This is a genomic window from Xenorhabdus ehlersii (assembly GCF_003610465.1).
Taxonomy (GTDB): Bacteria; Pseudomonadota; Gammaproteobacteria; order Enterobacterales; family Enterobacteriaceae; genus Xenorhabdus; species Xenorhabdus ehlersii.
In genome coordinates, this window is record NZ_RAQI01000003.1 from 467,845 (window position 1) to 487,176 (window position 19,332).

15 protein-coding genes are annotated in these 19,332 nt (G+C 42.3%); 5 read left to right on the forward strand and 10 right to left on the reverse strand.

From position 1 onward, the window contains the following. Positions 1–60: 60 nt before the first annotated feature. Positions 61–456 carry a helix-turn-helix domain-containing protein gene (locus BDE27_RS12620; protein WP_099132841.1) on the reverse strand — a complete coding sequence of 132 codons (396 nt, stop codon included), beginning with the start codon at positions 454–456 and terminating at the stop codon, positions 61–63. A gap of 334 nt (positions 457–790) precedes the next feature. Between BDE27_RS12620 and BDE27_RS12625 the strand changes: the two genes are divergently transcribed. Beyond that, entirely contained in the window at positions 791–1,333 is a 543-nt protein-coding gene (locus BDE27_RS12625) for a hypothetical protein (RefSeq protein ID WP_339352838.1), read from the forward strand. A gap of 115 nt (positions 1,334–1,448) precedes the next feature. On the opposite strand, the gene BDE27_RS12630 is transcribed toward BDE27_RS12625, so the two are convergent. The 7 genes from BDE27_RS12630 to ppsR form a co-directional block, all read right to left on the reverse strand. Further along, positions 1,449–2,243 (reverse strand): heme ABC transporter ATP-binding protein, encoded by a 795-nt coding sequence (locus tag BDE27_RS12630; RefSeq protein ID WP_099132843.1) that lies wholly within the window; start codon positions 2,241–2,243, stop codon positions 1,449–1,451. Beyond that, positions 2,243–3,244, reverse strand: a complete 1,002-nt coding sequence (locus tag BDE27_RS12635) for a FecCD family ABC transporter permease (protein WP_099132844.1) — start codon at positions 3,242–3,244, stop codon at positions 2,243–2,245. Before BDE27_RS12635 ends, BDE27_RS12630 begins: the two co-directional genes overlap by 1 nt. After that, complete coding sequence (locus BDE27_RS12640; RefSeq protein ID WP_099132845.1) at positions 3,241–4,059, reverse strand: heme/hemin ABC transporter substrate-binding protein; 819 nt, start codon at positions 4,057–4,059, stop codon at positions 3,241–3,243. The genes BDE27_RS12635 and BDE27_RS12640 overlap by 4 nt, the downstream gene beginning before the upstream one ends. Beyond that, positions 4,056–5,129 (reverse strand): hemin-degrading factor, encoded by a 1,074-nt coding sequence (locus BDE27_RS12645; protein ID WP_099132846.1) that lies wholly within the window; start codon positions 5,127–5,129, stop codon positions 4,056–4,058. The genes BDE27_RS12640 and BDE27_RS12645 overlap by 4 nt, the downstream gene beginning before the upstream one ends. A 75-nt stretch (positions 5,130–5,204) precedes the next feature. After that, the gene (locus BDE27_RS12650) at positions 5,205–7,280 is read right to left on the reverse strand and encodes a TonB-dependent hemoglobin/transferrin/lactoferrin family receptor (protein ID WP_099132847.1); all 2,076 of its coding nucleotides are present in this window, start codon (positions 7,278–7,280) and stop codon (positions 5,205–5,207) included. A gap of 297 nt (positions 7,281–7,577) precedes the next feature. Then, positions 7,578–8,624 carry a 3-deoxy-7-phosphoheptulonate synthase gene (locus tag BDE27_RS12655; RefSeq protein WP_099132848.1) on the reverse strand — a complete coding sequence of 349 codons (1,047 nt, stop codon included), beginning with the start codon at positions 8,622–8,624 and terminating at the stop codon, positions 7,578–7,580. 157 nt (positions 8,625–8,781) lie between these two features. After that, on the reverse strand, positions 8,782–9,645 hold the full coding sequence (gene ppsR, locus BDE27_RS12660; RefSeq protein ID WP_099132849.1) for a posphoenolpyruvate synthetase regulatory kinase/phosphorylase PpsR: 864 nt from the start codon (positions 9,643–9,645) through the stop codon (positions 8,782–8,784). 188 nt (positions 9,646–9,833) lie between these two features. Between ppsR and ppsA the strand changes: the two genes are divergently transcribed. Next, a complete protein-coding gene (ppsA, locus tag BDE27_RS12665) occupies positions 9,834–12,212 on the forward strand; it encodes a phosphoenolpyruvate synthase (RefSeq protein ID WP_099132850.1) in 2,379 nt (792 codons plus the stop codon). A gap of 447 nt (positions 12,213–12,659) precedes the next feature. Here ppsA and ydiK read toward each other — a convergent pair whose 3' ends face one another. Continuing rightward, positions 12,660–13,769, reverse strand: coding sequence for an AI-2E family transporter YdiK (gene ydiK / locus BDE27_RS12670; RefSeq protein WP_099132851.1), 1,110 nt, complete (start codon positions 13,767–13,769; stop codon positions 12,660–12,662). Between the two features lie 212 nt (positions 13,770–13,981). Between ydiK and ydiJ the strand changes: the two genes are divergently transcribed. The 3 genes from ydiJ (at position 13,982) to BDE27_RS12685 (ending at position 18,698) form a co-directional block, all read left to right on the forward strand. Then, complete coding sequence (gene ydiJ, locus BDE27_RS12675; RefSeq protein ID WP_099132852.1) at positions 13,982–17,053, forward strand: D-2-hydroxyglutarate dehydrogenase YdiJ; 3,072 nt, start codon at positions 13,982–13,984, stop codon at positions 17,051–17,053. Then, positions 17,050–17,463 (forward strand): hotdog fold thioesterase, encoded by a 414-nt coding sequence (locus BDE27_RS12680; RefSeq protein WP_099132853.1) that lies wholly within the window; start codon positions 17,050–17,052, stop codon positions 17,461–17,463. The genes ydiJ and BDE27_RS12680 overlap by 4 nt, the downstream gene beginning before the upstream one ends. 167 nt (positions 17,464–17,630) lie before the next feature. Next, entirely contained in the window at positions 17,631–18,698 is a 1,068-nt protein-coding gene (locus BDE27_RS12685) for a L,D-transpeptidase family protein (RefSeq protein ID WP_099132854.1), read from the forward strand. 90 nt (positions 18,699–18,788) lie between these two features. Here BDE27_RS12685 and BDE27_RS12690 read toward each other — a convergent pair whose 3' ends face one another. Beyond that, positions 18,789–19,025 carry a major outer membrane lipoprotein gene (locus BDE27_RS12690; RefSeq protein WP_047770169.1) on the reverse strand — a complete coding sequence of 79 codons (237 nt, stop codon included), beginning with the start codon at positions 19,023–19,025 and terminating at the stop codon, positions 18,789–18,791. Between the last annotated feature and the right edge of the window lie 307 nt (positions 19,026–19,332).

A 19,332-nucleotide genomic window follows, 5' to 3' on the forward strand; every position in this document is an offset into this window, starting at 1 on the left:
GGGTAATACTTAATACCAATATAATTTTGAAGTATAGGCAGACTATTTTTTATTTCGTACTTATTCTTCGCAGTATTTATACTTCGGGATATATTCCTCACAATACAAAAATGTTTTGAACTCAGGCAGATGTCCATTTTCCCGGAATTTAGCGGGCGTAGTATTAAAATGTTTTTTAAATATTCGGGTAAATGTAGCTTGGGAGCTAAAGCCGTATTGAAGAGCAATGTCAAGAATGGGCAAATTACCTTCACGCAAAGATCTGGCTGCTTCATGGAGGCGACGGAGACGCACATATTGACCTAATGTACAGCCTTTCAACTCCTTAAAAATTCGTTGTAAGTGCCATTTTGAATAACCACTTTTATGGGCTATAGCATCTATTTTGATACCTTCAGTTTGTTGAAGTTGGCTTTCTAACCATCTTACAATATCGTTGATAACATTTTCTAACATGTTTACCTTCCACATGGGTGGGGTTTTGCTAAAAATATACTGATAAATAATTAGTTATTATTATGTGAGCCATTTTAAGAATTTCTTTTTTATCGTATACGCAAAATGTGCGGTTTCAGGTTACTAACTGTTACCTATGATTTATTTTTTTCTCTTATAAAATAAACCAGCGCACCAGATGTTCATCAGATTTTAGTGTAAGTGGTATTATGCCCCGCGTTATTAATTATAAACGAGGATATAATGCAATCGGATATTATCTATTTAATCAGAAAACTGGTTTTTTTTTATTTTTTACGCATTAGTGATAGCGGGAGTCACTGGTTTACTCTTTTTGGATGTTAATTACCTGAAAAACGGTGTACAGGAAGACTCACTGACTGAGATTTTTCAGGAGTTAACTTTGCTGATTATTGCTGCTTTACTGTTTTATGAAGTAAAGAAAAATGTAAATCTGCGCCCTGCATTGGTATTAATGGCTGGTTTTTTCAGTTGTCTTCTGATTAGAGAATTAGATATCTATTTTGATAATCTCTTCTTTCATGGTGCGTGGTCATGGTTTGCCATTCCACTCGCTTTAGTCTGTATTGGGTATGCCTGCAAAAATGGGTGGCAAACTCTCTCTGGACTCGTCTATTTCACACGTCACCAAAGTTATTCCATGATGGTTTGTGGCCTGTTGTGTGTACTGGTGTTTTCCCGTTTATTTGGCATGGGGGCGCTATGGCAGGGATTGATGGATGAACATTTTAACCGGACGGTTAAAAATATGGTGGAAGAAGGCTGTGAAATGTTGGGTTATGCTCTATGTTTTATTGCCACACTTTGGTATTTGCCTTCAGCCCGCAAACAGCGTATTTATAAAAATATTAATTAATTTCAATCTGTTATGAACTTAATTTTTACTTATTTGAGGCAAATTTCGCCGATCACGGCAAAATTTGCCCTTTTATCTGCATCTCATTAATTAAAAGGGAATAAACGCTAGCCTTTTATTGTCGGAGATAGATCTGTGGCTGATGAGTTTCAGGATGCTGCATAACGCCCAAATCGGCTTGATACCATTGCTTAAGAATATCGTCACGCAGTACATCTTGTGGAGTGCCGGAGGCTACTAGTCGGCCTTTGTGCAACAAGATAATCTTATCGGCATAAAGTGACGCCAGATTCAAATCATGCAGTACACAACAGACAGCGATGGGATGCTTTCGTGTCAGGCGGTGAACCAATCGCAATGTATGTTGCTGGTGATAAAGATCCAATGCTGATGTGGGTTCATCCAAAAACAGACAAGATTCGGTAGGTTTAGGATGCCAAAGTTGAGCTAAAACTCTTGCCAGTTGAACCCGTTGTTGTTCCCCTCCAGATAATTGCTGATAATTTCTGTTTCTCAGCGCTTCACACTCGGTCAATGTAATCGCTTCATCAATAGCGGTTCTGTTGTGGGCACTTTCATGGGGAACACGTCCCATAGCAATAACTTCCTCTACACTAAATGGAAAGGAGAGGGCGCTATATTGCCGCATGACTGCACGAATGCGAGCCAGTTGCTGAGTTGGCCATCGGGAAATGGGAATTCCTTTTAACAGACAATCTCCTGAACTGGGTAAGATATAGCCGGTCAATAGACGTAACAGTGTTGATTTCCCCGCCCCGTTTGGGCCAATAATTGCTACAATTTCCCCTTGACGCAGGGAAAGGGAAACATCCTTGATTATCTGACGCTGCCCGATGAAATAATTTAAATTTTGTGCTTCAAGTAAATTATTTGACATGCTGGGTTCCATTATGAACGATTTCTTGATGGCTTAAGGATAAGCCATAAAAAATAGGGGGCTCCGATCAAACCAGTGATAAGGCCTACTGGCATTTCAGCAGGAGAGACTAATGTTCTGGCTAATGTGTCGGCTTTTAACAGAAGACAGGCACCACCCAGGGCAGATATCGGTAGTAGCCAAGTATGATCCCCCCCAAATCGCTGCCTGGCAAGGTGTGGGATAACTAACCCAATGAAACCAATGACACCAGTCAAAGCAACGGCACATCCGACTAACAAGGCACTTAACAATAATAATTGATATTTGGTGCGTTGGACATTAATGCCTAAATAGTGCGCTTCTTCATCACCCAGTTGCAGCAAATTGAGTTTACGTGACTGACTGATTGTCAGTATACAAACAGGAATAATGAGTGATGCAGCAATAGCGAGTGTTGGCCATTCTATTTGACTGAGTGAACCCATCATCCAAATGGAAAATTGGCGTAATTGTTGGTCGTTACTGATATAGCTCAATACACCAATAAATGACGAACATAGTGCATTAATGGCGATGCCTGCAAGGAGTAGTTTTGACAGGTTGCCGTGGTTATATTTGTTGAGAATGAATATCAGGGACGATACCAATAAACTGCCGATAAACGCTGCAATAATATGTCCGTACAACGCAATGCTGGCAGGTAAGGCGAAAGGCAACACAATAAACATTGCGACGGTCAGTGCTGAACCACTACTGATCCCTAATAATCCGGGATCGGCCAGAGGGTTACGAAATAACCCTTGCATTACGGCCCCAGATATAGCCAGCGCTCCTCCAACGAGGATCGCCAGCAAAATACGTGGTAACCGAATATTTAACCAGATTTGCCACTGTGGATCATCCAAAGAGGATTCCCACAGTGTTTTAAAGGAAAGTGGCAATGCCCCCATATTTGCTGAACTAATTGCCAGCAGGAATAACAATAAGCTCAGTACGATCACACCGAGACTGGGGGAGCGGGAATGACTCATTGCACTTTCTCCGCAGCATCACGGACTTGCTTCATCACAGCAGGCGTTTGCAGACCAAACCCAAGTAGACCCATTTCATCAACAACCACGACCTGTTTTTTCTCTCCTGCCGGTGTGAAATTTAATCCAGGAAGTTGCCAAATTTTATCCATCCCACCCAACGTCTTTAGCCCTTCGGTACTGACTAGCAGTAAGTCCGGCTTGCTGGCAATAACACCTTCTTGTGATAAAGGACGATATCCTTGGAAGCCTTGCATCGCATTTTTTGCACCAATGGCACGAATAATTTGATCGGCTGCGGTTTTCTGACCAGCCGCCATTGGCATGATACCCCCATGACTCATGACAAAGACGATTTTGGTGGAAATATCTGACGTGGTGATATCTGCGAGTTGCTGCCGATATTGGGCAATCAATGCTTCGCCACGTTTTTCCTGGTTGACCGCCTTGGCGACGGTCATGATTTTTGCAGGAACGGCTTCTAACGAGGTTTCGCTGGTCACTTTAATGACTTTTACACCGGAATCTTCGACTTGCTTGAGTGCCAGGGAAGGTTGAGCCGACTCACTTGCAATCACCAGTGATGGGCGCATGGATAGAATCCCTTCTGAATTCAATACTCTCATATACCCGATATCGGGTAAGGAAAGCAGTTCCTTGGGATTTTGGCTGGTACTGTCCCTTGCGACAACGTGCTGTCCTTCGCCAAGTGCAAAAACGATTTCAGACACATCGCCACCAATGGTAACAATGCGTTCAGCAGAGAACACATTGAAAGAGATGGCAAGCATAAATGTTAGAAGCCATTTTTTCATGCTACACAAGTTTCCTGTTCTGGTTGCAGTTTAGGTAAAGCAGCAATTTGTTCACGCCATTGAGCTTGTTCAGGAGTACCTTCAGTGCGTTGGCCGTATAACTGTGCGATTTGGTTGCCATTGGCATCAAACAACTCAAGGCTGGTGACGAAGCCACAATCGGTTGGTTTACGGGTAACCCAGCTTTCTGCAATGGCACTTTCAATCAGGTGCAGAGTGAAATTACGGTTGAAAATGTTGAGCCATTTCTGGGCGGAATTTTCTGCCTGATAAGGCATCAGGCGTTCCAATTTACCCGTGAAAATCTGGACACAACCACGGTTTCCAACAAAGATCATGATTTCATTTTGATCTTTATAGGCAACTTCCACAATTTGAGTGAGTGCTGAATTATCCACACGATAAGCCAAATCATCTTTAACTGCATTGAAAATCTGCTGGCGGCTAAGATTATGACGTTTCATCATGATGAAGAATTGATGAACGTCAGTCATGGCACGCCATTCTTCATCTAGCTGCGCTTTCAGTTGTTCCGTAACTTCTGCATATTCAGGCACTTCTTCCGGTTGAATTTCCAGCGTTGGATTTTCACTAGTCTGATATTTTTCGATCAGTGCATCCCATACAGCCATATCAGTGTTGCTGGTGGCATAGACTTTATGCAACGCATCGCCTTGGCGGTCAAAGAATTGAATGCTGTGACGCACACCATTTTTGGCGGGTTCAACCAAAGAGAAAACGCTGCTCCAGTGGTCGAAGAATAGACGCAAGTCAAGCTCACGCGGATTAAGGATCAAACCAACATGTGGGCTAAATTTGGTATTTTCGTAGCGTCCAATATGCTCATGAACGGCGAAGTCATTACGGGTAATCGCCTTGGTTTCGCCAACTGCTGCCAGTTCCTGAAGCAGGGTAGGAGCGTCAATATTCAAACGTTTTGCGTCGATACCGACACGGCTATGCAATAATTCTCCTTCGCTGACGTTAAGGTAAGCAGCCAGATCGCGTGCATATTTAGCTTTGTTTTCTGCCTTGGCTTGTAGGTAACGTTCATAAAGTGACTGATTCACAGTTGCTAGCTCCTTAAAAAACGGTGTTTAAAAACAATTTTGTTCTAAAATCGAGAGAATAGTCTATTTGTTCTTTTACCACTGGTAGCTTACAAACAGTTTGGCATTACGACCATGCTGTGGCGCTCCCAGTGATGAGTAATAGGCTTTATCGAAAGCGTTACCCAGTACAACGGAGGTAGTTAGCCCTTTTAATGTTCCAGTGCCATGATAGCTAACGTAGAAGTCATTGACGCCATAACCTGCGTATTGAGAAACCTTCCGACCGTATTCATCCCTATTGGTGCCATATACCCCTTTAACTTGGGTATGCTGGGTAAATTTACCGACCCATCCAATAGAAAAATCGGTGTCAGATAATGGAATATCCAATGTGCTGGTTAGGGTATCAGGGGTCAGTGCTCCAATAGATGCCCCAGTTTCTTCGTTCTTACCCGTAGTTCGATTGTAAGCAAGGTTCCAGGAGAACCAATCGGAATCATACGTCATAGAAACATCCCAACCCCAAATTTTGGCTTTTGGAATATTGAAAGATGTCGTAAACCTCATATCAGGTGTTATAGTGAGAGATATGTAATCTTTCGCTTGAGTATCAAAATAACTGGCTTTAAATTTCAGGCCATCGTTGTTGGCAAACAGGTCATCGAAACGCAGCCCGAAACCGTATTCCTGAGTTTCATTGCTTTCAGGGCGTAAATTTGGATTTGGTTTCCAATAATTTGTAATTCCAGGGCCGCCTTTGCCTTTCTTTGGAGGCATATAGAAATGTTCTGAATCGTTATACATTTCACCCATGGTCGGGGAACGGAATGCCTGGGAATAGGAGGCAAATAGCATTGACCAATCTGTGGGGGTAATACTAATAGCGCCTTTTGATGACCACTTATCGGCACTGATGTCGTCATATTTGCTATTTGTGGCTTTGTAATTGTCGTAACGTGTACCCACAATAAATGAAACAGGTAAATCACGCAGGGTCATTTCATCTTGAACCCAGCCAGATGCAAAACGGATATCGGCGTTGGGAAAACCCTTTACAATACTGCTACTTGGCTTTTGTTTTTGTTTATAAGCTTCACCACCATAGGTAAATTGGTGGGCAGCAAAGGCAGTACTTCCCAAATGGGAGCGGTTTTCAAGTTTTATACCATAAGTTTCTTGTTTACGGCCTTCAAAGACCTTGTCTTTGCTTCTGTTATTAATATTTATATCGGAATAATAAATATCAGCTTTGGCGTTTAACCAGCTATATTCTGCAGGATTTAATTGATAAGACAATTTAGCATCACGTTGTGCAGTGGTGCGATCTACCCGTTGACTGTCATCTTTGTCTGGAAGTTGTGGATTTTTCGGTTCATGTGCTTCATTACGGTAATAACGCAAGTTGCCGCTGAGTTTTTGGTTGTCGTCTATTTTCCAAGAGCCTTTTACCAACGCGTTACCAATGGTTTCGTCATTATGATCTTTTACGCCATTACCGAAGCGGATATTGCCCACATCACGGGTGCCAAATGCAACTAATCCATCAAGCTGTTCTGTTTTACCGAATGCAGCTCCCCCAAATCCCAGACTGTGGTCACCGCTCCCTGCGCGGCTAAAGACACGAAAACCAGTATTTTTGCCTTCTTCCAATAAATCTGCGGCATCGACTGTTTGATAGGCAATAACACCACCCAAGGCACCACTGCCATATAGTAGTGCTGATGGGCCACGGACAACTTCCACCTGCTTAATCAAAGCGGGATCGAGGAATACACCATTGAGGTGCCCGGTGTCAGTTCCTTGCCGAATACCATCAACAAGAGTCAAAACCCCTTTTTGGGTATAACCTCGAATGCTAATATCTTGTCCATTGGCACGGCCAATACCAGCGACATCAACGCCCGGAATATTGTGCAGTAAATCATTTGCGTTGCCAGCAACCTGATTGCTGGCTGAATTGCCTTCAATGACTGTCACCATCATAGGGGTTTCAAAGCTGTCACGTTGGTTGCCAGTGGCATAGACAGTTACAGTGTCTTTGGAAGATTTCTCTTTCTTGGAATGTACTGTTTCCGAAGGTACTGTTGTGGCATACGCAGAAGATAAACTCGCGAAGATGAGTGCACTTAATGTAGACAGTTTCAAGTTTGGTGATTTAATTAAAGTCATGCAAGTCAATTTCCATGGTGAAATAGCGTGTTCTTATGAACTCAATTAACTGATATATCACTGTTATTCAGCAGTGAATTTGTTAGATTTTTTATTGCGTCAGAGTTAACAATCAATGTAGTTTATTTTATTGAACAATAATTATTCTGATATTGAGAATAATTATCGTTTCAATGGTGGTTAACTTCAAGTTATTTTTTCTATACCTGAAATTTTGAATTAATATTTTGATTTTAAGGTGTTTTTTTCTGATTATTGGCTCCCGATAGTCGGTAGGAGCCAAAACAAAGAAAGGATTCAGGAACGATTTCTCATCGCTTCGTCAAGAATATTGATAAATTCTTCCGTATCCTGCCAACCAAGGCATGGATCGGTAATAGATTGACCGTATGTCAAAGATCCTCCCTTGATAACTTTTTGGGTTCCTTCGACTAAAAAGCTTTCAGCCATAACACCAGCAATCGCTGTTGAGCCAGATTGGATCTGTTCACCAATATTTCTTGCTATATCCAATTGACGACGATGAATTTTCTGGCAATTAGCATGGCTGCAATCCACAATCAAACGTTCAGGTAAGTGAAATTCACGTAATTTATGGCAGGTTGCTGCAATATCTTCAGCACTGTAATTCGGTTTTTTCCCACCACGCATAATAATATGTCCATAGGGATTGCCACTGGTTTGATAAATAGTCATCTGACCGTTTTTATCTGGGGACAAAAACATATGCTTGGCTCGTACCGCACGTATTGCATCAATAGCGATAAGCGTATTGCCATCTGTCCCGTTTTTAAAACCAACTGGGCATGACAAGGCAGAGGCCATTTCCCGGTGAATTTGGCTCTCTGTTGTTCTGGCGCCAATCGCTCCCCAACTGATTAAATCGGCAATGTATTGACCAGTGACCATATCCAGAAATTCTGTAGCGGTCGGGACGCCTAATTCATTGATATCAATTAACAGCTTACGGGCAAGGGAGATCCCTTTATTAACCTGGCAAGAGCCGTCTAACATGGGATCTGAAATCAAGCCTTTCCAACCAATAACGGTTCTCGGTTTTTCGAAGTAAGTACGCATCACGATTTCTAGATTTTGCTGGTATTTTTTGCGCAGGGTGCGTAAGCGAGAAGCATAATCAAGGGTTGCATCAGTATCATGAATGGAGCAGGGACCAATAATGACCAATAGACGTTGATCCTCGCCTGTTAGGATGGATTCAATACGCTTTCGTGACAATGTCACATTTTGTAAGATTTTGTCTGATATAGGATATTGTTCTGCAAGCGCTTTAGGTGTGATCAGGCTATCAATGCGGTAGGTTCTTAACTCATCTGTTTTGTACATATACTTTCTTTCTCGGATTCTACTTCATATTGTGACAGAGTCTGGAATAACTGGGGGATCACAATAACTCAACCCCCAGTAAATTCAACAGACAATCATGATATTTGCGCGAGAAAGTGTCGTGAATAAATATTGTTAAACATGTTATGTTTTGAAATCAGAACATACGGCGTTTTAATCCCATACTGTCAATAATTTTGGCCGAAATTTCTTCGACAGAATAATTAGTGGTATTCAGGTAATTGATCTTATTTTTTCGGAATAAAGCCTCAACTTCAGCAATTTCAACCCGACATTGTCGTAATGAAGCATAACGGCTATTTTCATGCCGTTCTTCACGGATAGCTGCAAGCCTTTCTGGGCTAATTGTCAGGCCAAATAATTTATGCTGAAAGGATTTTAAAGCGGCGGGTAACTGCAAATTATCCATATCATCTGCGGTAAAAGGATAGTTTGCAGCCTGAATACCAAATTGCATGGCAAGATAGAGGCTGGTTGGTGTTTTTCCACACCGAGATACGCCAAGAATAATGACTTGAGCCTGATCAAGATTACGTAATGAAATACCATCATCATGGGAGAGAGTGTAATCAATGGCAGCAATGCGTGCATCATATTGCCCCAGATTTTTTTTCGATAAGCCGTGAGTTCGGTGTAATTCTGGTTTGGGTTTCAGGCCAATTTCTTGCTGTAATGGTGCAACTAATGTTTGAACAATATCCTGACAAAATCCGTTACTACGGGTAATAATGCTTTTAACTTCATCCGAAATAATGGAATAGAAAACTAATGGCTTGATTTGGGTTTGCTGATATATCGCGTTTATTTGATCTCTGACTTCCTCTGCTCTGGTTTTGCTCGTCACAAAAGGTAAGGTATAGGAAGTAATAGTAATTGGAAATTGGGATAACACGGCATGACCTAATACTTCTGCGGTGATTGCCGTTCCATCAGAAATAAAAAATACGCTGCGTTCCAGTATTTCATTTTCAGCTGTTTGGGAAGAATGGATTTCTATCATTGTCTCTCTTCTTTTATCGTTATGCCCTTAGAATTTTTTCCAGATTATACCCGTAAAAAATAATATTGTTGGGTTGATCGATTCACCTTTCTATATCTGGCAAGACAATGTGCTAGGCTATTTCCTGCTGTGAAGAGCAGCTTTAATTTTCCGATTTGTACCTCCGAATGTAAAAAGGATAGTTTCTAATGTCCAATAGTGGCCTCACCTCAAGCAATGTGCTCTGGTATAACCAATTAGGTATGAACGACGTTAATCGGGTTGGTGGTAAAAACGCCTCGCTTGGCGAGATGATCACCAATCTGGCTGAACTTGGTGTGTCTGTTCCCAATGGTTTTGCCACAACTGCACAGGCATTTAATGATTTTCTGGAACAAAGTGGTGTGAACCAGCGTATTTATCAATTGCTGGATGAAACCAATGTTGATGATGTCAATCAGTTGGCTAAAACTGGCGCGCAAATCCGTCAGTGGGTGATTGATACGCCATTTACGGCTCAACTTGAAAAAGATATTCGTGATGCCTATCTGCAATTGTCTGAAGGCGAGTCTGATGCTTCTTTCGCCGTGCGCTCTTCTGCAACCGCGGAAGATATGCCGGATGCTTCTTTTGCTGGACAGCAAGAAACTTTCTTGAATGTGCAAGGCATTGATGCGGTGATGGTGGCTATCAAGCATGTCTTTGCATCACTTTTTAATGATCGTGCCATTTCTTATCGTGTCCATCAGGGTTATGACCACCGCGGTGTTGCACTTTCTGCCGGTATACAGCGTATGGTGCGTTCTGATTTGGCTTCGTCTGGGGTGATGTTCACAATTGATACTGAATCAGGTTTTGATCAGGTTGTGTTCATTACATCAGCTTATGGTCTGGGGGAGATGGTTGTGCAGGGAGCAGTAAACCCTGATGAATTTTATGTCCACAAACCGACGTTGAAGAATAATCGCCCTGCAATAGTGCGCCGTAATCTTGGCTCTAAAAAAATACGTATGGTTTATGCAGATAGCAAAGAGCATGGAAAGCAAGTGCGTACGGAATCTGTATCAGAGGAATTGCGCAATCGTTTCTCTTTGGCTGATAGTGAAGTGGAAGCGTTAGCCAGACAGGCTTTGCTGATTGAGAAGCATTATGGTCGTCCGATGGATATCGAGTGGGCGAAAGATGGGCATAATGGTAAGTTATATATTGTTCAAGCCCGTCCTGAAACTGTCCGATCAAATCAGCAGGTCATGGAACGTTACCAACTCAATGAGCAAGGCAATGTATTGGTGGAAGGTCGAGCAATTGGGCATCGTATCGGCATTGGAACAGTCAAGGTTATCCACAATCTTAGTGAGATGGATCGCATTCAAGTGGGGGATGTACTGGTCACTGACATGACTGATCCAGATTGGGAACCGATCATGAAAAGAGCAGCCGCTATTGTCACTAATCGTGGTGGACGTACCTGCCATGCCGCCATTATTGCTCGTGAGCTAGGTATTCCTGCCGTTGTTGGTTGTGGCGATGCGACTGAACGTTTACAAGAAGGTCAACAGGTAACGGTTTCTTGTTCGGAAGGTGATACGGGGTACGTTTATCAGCATAAACTAGATTTCAGTGTTCAGAGTTCCCAAATTGATAAACTGCCGGAGTTGGATGTGAAGATCATGATGAATGTAGGCAATCCTGATCGTGCATTTGATTTTGCCTGTTTACCAAATGAAGGGGTTGGTCTGGCTCGACTGGAGTTTATTATTAACCGAATGATCGGTGTGCATCCTCGTGCTTTGCTTGAATATTCCAAACAGTCTCCTGAGCTGCAAGAGCAAATTAAATCGTTGATGGTTGGTTATGATGATCCTATTGAGTTTTATGTAGGGAAATTGACGGAAGGGATTGCAACGTTAGCGGCAGCATTCTGGCCCAAACGTGTGATCGTTCGCTTATCAGATTTTAAATCCAATGAATATGCGAACTTGGTGGGTGGAGGCATGTATGAGCCACAGGAAGAAAACCCAATGTTGGGTTTCCGTGGGGCAGGGCGCTACGTTTCTGACAGCTTCCGTCAATGTTTTGCTTTGGAGTGCGAGGCGATCAAGCGGGTACGTAATGTGATGGGATTAACTAACGTTGAGGTGATGATCCCGTTTGTGCGTACTGTTGCTCAAGCGGAAGCAGTGATAGCGGAATTGGCATCTCAGGATTTGAAACGCGGTGAGAATGGTTTGAAAGTCATCATGATGTGTGAAATTCCATCGAATGCGTTGTTAGCAGATCAATTCCTCGAATATTTCGATGGCTTCTCAATTGGTTCAAATGATATGACGCAATTGGCTCTGGGATTAGATCGCGATTCTGGTGTGGTATCCGAATTATTCGATGAACGTAATGAAGCGGTAAAACAACTGCTTTCCATGGCAATTCAAGCGGCTAAACGGCAGGGGAAATATGTTGGCATCTGTGGACAAGGGCCTTCGGATCATGAAGATTTTGCTCAGTGGTTAATGAAGGAAGGAATTGACAGTTTATCATTGAATCCTGATACAGTTGTGAAAACGTGGATTGCTTTAGCTGAAAATAATTAACTGGAAATAACTAATAGCATTTAATTCAAATATAAAAGCCTGTTAAGATACTTTCAGGCTTTTATATTCTGTGTTACATGATTTTTTGGAATGCCCTCCAAAAAAAAAGCCTATCATGGGCTGACAGGCAAAGACTACACACAGCAATATATATATACTTCATTGAACCCAGCCTATGGCGTTATAAGCTGAGGTGGCAATACTCTGGGAAAAATTTGTTTCGATGGAGTGAATACTAATTTAATAGGTGAGTTTATTCATTAAGAATCCTCTTAATAAATAGAGATTAGAAAAGAAACTTTATAAAAATAACTTTTTTGCAACAATTTTCTTGGTGGGTTTTATTTTTTACGAAAAATAACTTTATATTTTAGATGCGGTTTTGATGATATATTCACCATTTTTATAATTGCGCGAAAATACTATTTTTTTCGCGCAATGATTTAATTATTTGACGTGCTTTTTCCCGAAATGTTTTTCCATATCTGTCATTTTTCCTTCGGGTTTAGGAACTTCATTCATCCATGCCAATAGTAAACTGTAAGAAACAGCCAATACAACAGGCCCAATAAATAGCCCAATGACACCTAATGAAAGGATCCCGCCGATGACACCAGTAAGAATTAATACCATCGGCAAGTCAGCACCAAGACGGATCAGGAAAGGGCGTAGGACACCATCCATGGTGGTTAATACCAGGCTCCAGATAATTAAAATAGTTCCCCAGGTTGTTTCTCCCGTCCAATAAAGCCATGCAATAGATGGAACGAGAACAAGCAGAGGACCAAGCTGGGCAACACAGCATACAAACATCAGTACTGTCAATATCATTGGATACGGAATGCCGGCAATTGCCAACCCAATTCCGCCTGCAATGGCTTGAACCAATGCCGTTACCACCACGCCAAGAGCGACGGCTCGGATGGATCGGGCAGCCAGCAACACTACGGCATCACCTCGTTTATCTGCCAGCCGGATAGCAAAATGGCGGATGCTCAGCATAACCTGATCACCCTTCCAATAAAGTAATACGCTGAACATGACCATCAGTGCCAGATGGAAAAGAAAGCGTCCTGCATTAGCGGCTTGGGTAAAAAACCATGTTGCTGCTTTACCGATGTAAGGGGGAATTTTGTTGAGAAGCATGTTACTGCCGTCAGCAATCAAATCCTGCCATTTAAGATATAAATCTTTGCCAATGACAGGTACTCGATGGAGCCATTCCAGTTGTGGAAGTTGGAAAGAGGAAGGAGATTTTGCCCATTCAATCAATGGCGCACTGTTTTCTACCAGGCTGTTGACAAGTAACGCAATAGGGATAACAAATAATAAAACTAACAGTAACGTCATGATAGAAACCGCAATCCAGCGTTTTCCCCATAATCGTTGTTGTAATTTTTCCAATAATGGCCAAGTTGCGATAACCACCATTCCTGACCAAATAAATCCTAAAATAAAGGGACTTAAGACCCAAAAGCTGGTGGTAATGAGTAATAAAATGAAGAGTAGAGCGAATAACAACTTAGGTAAATCTTGGTATGATTGTGATTTTTCCATGAAATCATTTCTCAGGTAATTAAATAGTGTTGGCAGTAACAACGGTAATTAAATATAACGTTATTTCATTGGTTGCTCAAAATCGATAAATATTGTGATATGGTTGAAAGCCTGTCTGCTCAGAAACCAGAAAATTGTCTGAGTTACGTTATCCAAGATAGTATATAGATAAAGCAATGTGGATATTTATTAGAATAAGGGGCAATTAGCCAATGATCCCACGTATATCACAAGCCCCCTATGTCAGTGAACTGGCACAGAACTATTTGACTGCACTGAAAGAAGCGGGTTTTACTGGAGACACCGCCAGTAGCTATGCTGATAGGCTGACTATGGCGACAGATAATAGTATTTATCAACTGTTACCACAAGCTGTTGTATTTCCCCGTTCCAGCGCCGATGTTGTGCTGCTGACAAGAATAGCAGAAGAGGAGCGTTTTAAGGCGCTGACATTTACCCCACGCGGCGGGGGAACTGGTACGAATGGGCAATCACTTAACAAGGGTATTGTGGTGGACATGTCCCGTTATATGAACCGCATTCTGGAAATCAACACAGAGCAAGGGTGGGTAAGGGTAGAAGCCGGTGTTATCAAAGATCAGCTTAATCAATATCTAAAACCTTTCGGTTATTTTTTCTCTCCAGAACTTTCAACCAGTAATCGTGCTACGTTAGGCGGCATGATCAATACGGATGCTTCCGGTCAGGGATCGCTGGTTTATGGCAAAACCTCGGATCATGTACTGGGTGTACGTGCTGTTTTATTGGGAGGGGAAATGTTAGATACCCGTCCTATGAGCACAGCATTGGCGGAATCGATTGCCCAAGAAGAGAGTATCGTTGGTTGTGTTTATAAAACGGTATTGGAACGTTGCCGTGAACAACGGAAATTAATCATTGAGAAATTCCCTAAACTCAATCGATTCCTGACGGGATATGATTTGCGCCATGTATTCAGCGACGATATGCAGTCTTTTGATCTCACCCGTATTTTGACGGGTTCTGAAGGTACTCTGGCCTTCATTACTGAGGCGACACTGGATATCACGCCGTTACCTAAAGTCAGACGACTGGTGAATGTCAAATATAATTCCTTTGATTCTGCCCTACGTAATGCCCCCTTTATGGTAGAAGCCAAAGCGCTCTCAGTTGAGACGGTAGACTCTAAGGTACTCAATCTGGCGCGTGAAGATATCATCTGGCACTCAGTGAAAGAATTGATTACTGATGTGCCTGATAAAGATATGCAAGGCCTGAATATTGTCGAATTCAGTGGTAATGATGAACAGAGAATTGATCAGCAGTTGCAGGCGCTTTGCTTACGCCTTGATGAATTGATGGAAAAAAATCAGGCGGGCATTATTGGCTATCAGATATGCCATGATTTGAGGGATATTGAGCGCATTTATGCCATGCGGAAAAAATCCGTCGGACTGTTAGGCAACAGTAAAGGTCCAGCTAAACCCATTCCATTTGTCGAAGATACCTGTGTTCCTCCTCAACATCTTGCCGATTATATCGCTGAATTTCGCCAGATTTTGGATAATCACAAACTGAATTACGGCATGTTTGGACATGTAGATGCCGGTGTTTTGCACGTGCGTCCTGCGTTGGATATGTGTGATCCTCAGCAAGAAATCTTGATGAAACAAATTTCTGATGAAGTTGTTCATTTGACGGCCAAATATGGCGGTTTGTTATGGGGAGAACATGGAAAGGGTTTTCGGGCAGAATATAGCCCTGCCTTTTTTGGTGAGGTCTTGTATAACGAACTGCGCCGAATAAAAGCGGCGTTTGATCCTCTCAATCGGCTAAATCCGGGGAAAATCTGTCCACCAATTGAAGTCGATGCCCCAATGATGAAAGTTGATGCAGCCAAGCGTGGGACTTACGACCGCATTATTCCTGTCAATGTCAGGAATGCATTCCGCGGAGCGATGGAATGTAATGGTAATGGATTATGCTTCAATTTCGATGTCAGAAGCCCAATGTGTCCATCAATGAAAATCAGCCAGCATCGCATACATTCCCCTAAAGGCAGGGCGACCTTGGTGAGAGAGTGGTTGCGGCTTTTGACAGAGCAGGGGGTTGAACCCAAATTGTTGGAGCATGGACTGGAGCAAACGCGCCCCAGTTTGCGGGGATTGATTGAAAAAACCCGTCATAGTTGGCGGGCGTGGCGAGGTGAATATGATTTTTCACATGAAGTTAAAGAAGCTATGTCAGGTTGTTTAGCCTGTAAAGCCTGTTCAACACAATGTCCGATCAAGATCGACGTTCCTTCGTTTCGTTCACGCTTCTTAGCGTTGTATCACAGCCGCTACTTGCGCCCATTGCGTGATCATATTGTTGCTAATGTTGAACACAGTACGCCATTGATGGCAAAAGCACCGCGAGTATTTAATTTTTTCCTGAAACAACTGTGGGTACAAAGAATCAGCCAGCATACCATTGGCATGGCTGATCTGCCGTTACTCTCCTACCCGACATTGCAGCAGCAACTTGCTGGTCATTATGCAGCAAGGACAACGCTGGAACAGTTGGAAGGCTTATCATTACTACAGCGTGACCAACATGTGCTTATTGTCCAAGACCCTTTTACAAGTTATTACGATGCGAAAGTGGTCACTGATTTTGTCTTGCTGGCAGAAAAGCTGGGGTATAAACCGGTCTTATTGCCATTTTCGCCTAATGGAAAAGCACAGCATGTCAAAGGGTTCTTGAATCGATTTGCTAAAACCGCGGGAAAAACGGCTGACTTCCTTAATCGGATAGCGCGCCTGAATATTCCTATGGTAGGTGTCGATTCTGCTTTAGTTCTGTGCTACCGAGATGAATACAACGCTATTCTTGGTGAACGGAGGGGGAATTTTAAAGTTCAGTTGGTACATGAATGGCTAACCAGCATTCTGCCGGAAAAAATGTCACAAGAGAAAAACGATAATTCAATATCCAGACATAACTGGTATCTACTTGGCCATTGTACCGAAGTGACAGCATTGCCTAATAGCGGTAAACAATGGGCTGATATCTTCTGCTATTTTGGTCATCAATTGAATCATGTCAGTGTCGGCTGTTGTGGCATGGCGGGTACATATGGTCATGAAAAGAAAAATCTGGAGAGATCCATTGGCATCTACAAGCTTTCATGGGCTCCGGCACTGAAAAATCTATCCTTAGAACATTGCCTGAGTACAGGGTATTCGTGTCGCAGTCAGGTGAAGCGCATAGAAGGAAAATTACTTAAACATCCATTACAAGCCTTATTGGAGATAATGCCGTGATTTGGAAACGTAATATAGATGTAAATACACTTAATCAATTTAATGGTGAGTGTATGGTAAAACATGTAGGGATCGAATTTACCCAACTTGGCGATGATTTTATCGAAGGAACAATGCCAGTCGATCAACGAACTAAACAGCCGTTCGGGATCTTGCATGGCGGAGCATCTGTGGTATTGGCTGAAACACTTGGCTCGATTGCAGGTTATCTCTGTTCGGAAGGTGAACAGAAAGTGGTGGGAGTAGAGATTAATGCTAACCACCTTAAATCTGTTCGTGAAGGTATGGTTAAAGGGGTTTGTAAACCTGTCCATCTTGGCCGTTCACACCAGGTCTGGCAGATTGATATCTACAATGATCAGCAACAATTATGTTGCACATCTCGTCTGACAACAGCCATTTTATCTTAGCTATCCTACCTGTTTTGTTGTTTTTTGTTCCTGTCAGTATTATAGCTGGCGGGAACAGCCGGATAATATAACCCTCTCTTTGATTACTACGAATGAGATAGAATAGTTTTGCAAAGTAGGCTATTAATTAACCACAAACATTCAAGTATCATTTTCAGGAAGCACGTATGAAGCGATTTTTAACTGTTATCGGCATGTTCTTGATTGGCATGTTGTCGTTAAGTGGATTGACTAATATCGCCCATGCTATCGAGTATCCATTGCCTCCTGCTAATAGCCGTCTGATTGGCAAAAATTCTACCTATATTGTGCCCGATGACGGGCGCCCGTTAGAATCCATTGCAGCCAAATACCAAATAGGATTACTGGCGATGTTGGAAGCAAATCCTGGTGTTGACCCTTATTTACCTAAATCTGGCACGGAGTTAATTATTCCATCACAGATGCTGCTTCCAGACACTGTTCGTCAAGGAATTATTATCAATCTGGCCGAACTTAGGCTCTATTATTACCCTGAGGGGAAAAATTATGTTGTTGTGTACCCTATTGGAATAGGTCAACTTGGGCGCAACACGCCGACTATGACAACGTCAGTCAGCCAATTGATTAAGAACCCGACATGGACACCAACCGTTAATATTCGTAAGGATTATGCTAGTCGGGGAATTATTTTGCCTGCCGTAATACCCGCAGGTCCAGATAATCCAATGGGGGATTTTGCCCTACGTTTGGCCGCTGGGCGTGGCGAATATTTAATCCATGGTACAAATGCAAATTTTGGCATTGGTATGCGTGTCAGTTCAGGATGTATTCGTTTGCGACCTGATGATATCGAAGCTCTGTTTCAGACTGTTCCACGAGGAACGCGTGTCCAAGTCATTAATGAGCCGGTGAAATATGCCACAGAGCCAGATGGTAAGCGCTATGTGGAAGTTCATCAGCCGCTTTCTAATAAAGAGACAGATGATCCACAAACAATGCCTATCCCACGTTCTGAAGGCTTAGTGAAGTTCATTAATAATCGTGAAACAGATGAATTCCGTGTTGATCAAGGCATTATTCGTCGTTCAGGAATGCCAGTACAGGTGAATACAGGGCTGGCTACCAATAGCCAAGCGGAAAAGGCGATGTTAAGGCCAATTGAAGATAGGGAAGAAACGGCCGACCCCGAAATTAAACCAGCTAAGATACCGCCATTACATCAACCTGGGCCAATTTATCAACCTGAAACCTAAGAAATTGAGAAATATAGGGTGGTAAGCAAAAATAGAAATGGCGTACCACTGTACGCCATTTGTTATCAACAATTTTACCTACTATAAAGATTATTTCTTGTATGAACGAACTTGGTTATCAAGGCGCTGATTCGCGCGAGCAGCTTCGTCTCTGGCTGATTGTACATCAGAACGAATAGAACTGAGATCACTGCTCAACTGGTCAACTTTAGAACCGAGTGTTTGAACCTGAGAGGCGAGTTGTTCAACTTTAGTTGCGCTTGAGCAACCCGCTAACAGAGTAGAAGCCAGAATTACTGCACCAAATACAACTTTAGTACGATTCATCACATTACCCTCTAGATTAAGTTAATCTCCAAGTAGCCATCTAAGTATTACACAAACTATTTTAGAAAGAGAATAAATTTTTGCTACGAAAAAAATTCAGCATAAACAAAGTGTGACTTATTTGTTTAATTATTTTGATAATAAAAGGATAATTGAATCAATATTGTTAAATCAACATGAATTATTGTTATATAAGAGATCAGCAGATATAAACATAATTGAGTGAAAATAGTAAAATATTCTTGTATTGAACAGCATTTTGAAAGAAGAATATTAATTTGTAAAGTTCACTATGATGATGGTGTGC

Excerpts from the sequence above, each read along its gene's own strand:
- BDE27_RS12620 (WP_099132841.1), bottom strand. The coding sequence starts at position 456 with ATGTTAGAAAATGTTATCAACGATATTGTAAGATGGTTAGAAAGCCAA.
- BDE27_RS12630 (WP_099132843.1), bottom strand. The coding sequence starts at position 2,243 with ATGGAACCCAGCATGTCAAATAATTTACTTGAAGCACAAAATTTAAAT.
- BDE27_RS12635 (WP_099132844.1), bottom strand. The coding sequence starts at position 3,244 with ATGAGTCATTCCCGCTCCCCCAGTCTCGGTGTGATCGTACTGAGCTTA.
- BDE27_RS12640 (WP_099132845.1), bottom strand. The coding sequence starts at position 4,059 with ATGAAAAAATGGCTTCTAACATTTATGCTTGCCATCTCTTTCAATGTG.
- BDE27_RS12650 (WP_099132847.1), bottom strand. The coding sequence starts at position 7,280 with ATGACTTTAATTAAATCACCAAACTTGAAACTGTCTACATTAAGTGCA.
- BDE27_RS12655 (WP_099132848.1), bottom strand. The coding sequence starts at position 8,624 with ATGTACAAAACAGATGAGTTAAGAACCTACCGCATTGATAGCCTGATC.
- ppsR (WP_099132849.1), bottom strand. The coding sequence starts at position 9,645 with ATGATAGAAATCCATTCTTCCCAAACAGCTGAAAATGAAATACTGGAA.
- ppsA (WP_099132850.1), top strand. The coding sequence starts at position 9,834 with ATGTCCAATAGTGGCCTCACCTCAAGCAATGTGCTCTGGTATAACCAA.
- ydiK (WP_099132851.1), bottom strand. The coding sequence starts at position 13,769 with ATGGAAAAATCACAATCATACCAAGATTTACCTAAGTTGTTATTCGCT.
- ydiJ (WP_099132852.1), top strand. The coding sequence starts at position 13,982 with ATGATCCCACGTATATCACAAGCCCCCTATGTCAGTGAACTGGCACAG.
- BDE27_RS12685 (WP_099132854.1), top strand. The coding sequence starts at position 17,631 with ATGAAGCGATTTTTAACTGTTATCGGCATGTTCTTGATTGGCATGTTG.
- BDE27_RS12690 (WP_047770169.1), bottom strand. The coding sequence starts at position 19,025 with ATGAATCGTACTAAAGTTGTATTTGGTGCAGTAATTCTGGCTTCTACT.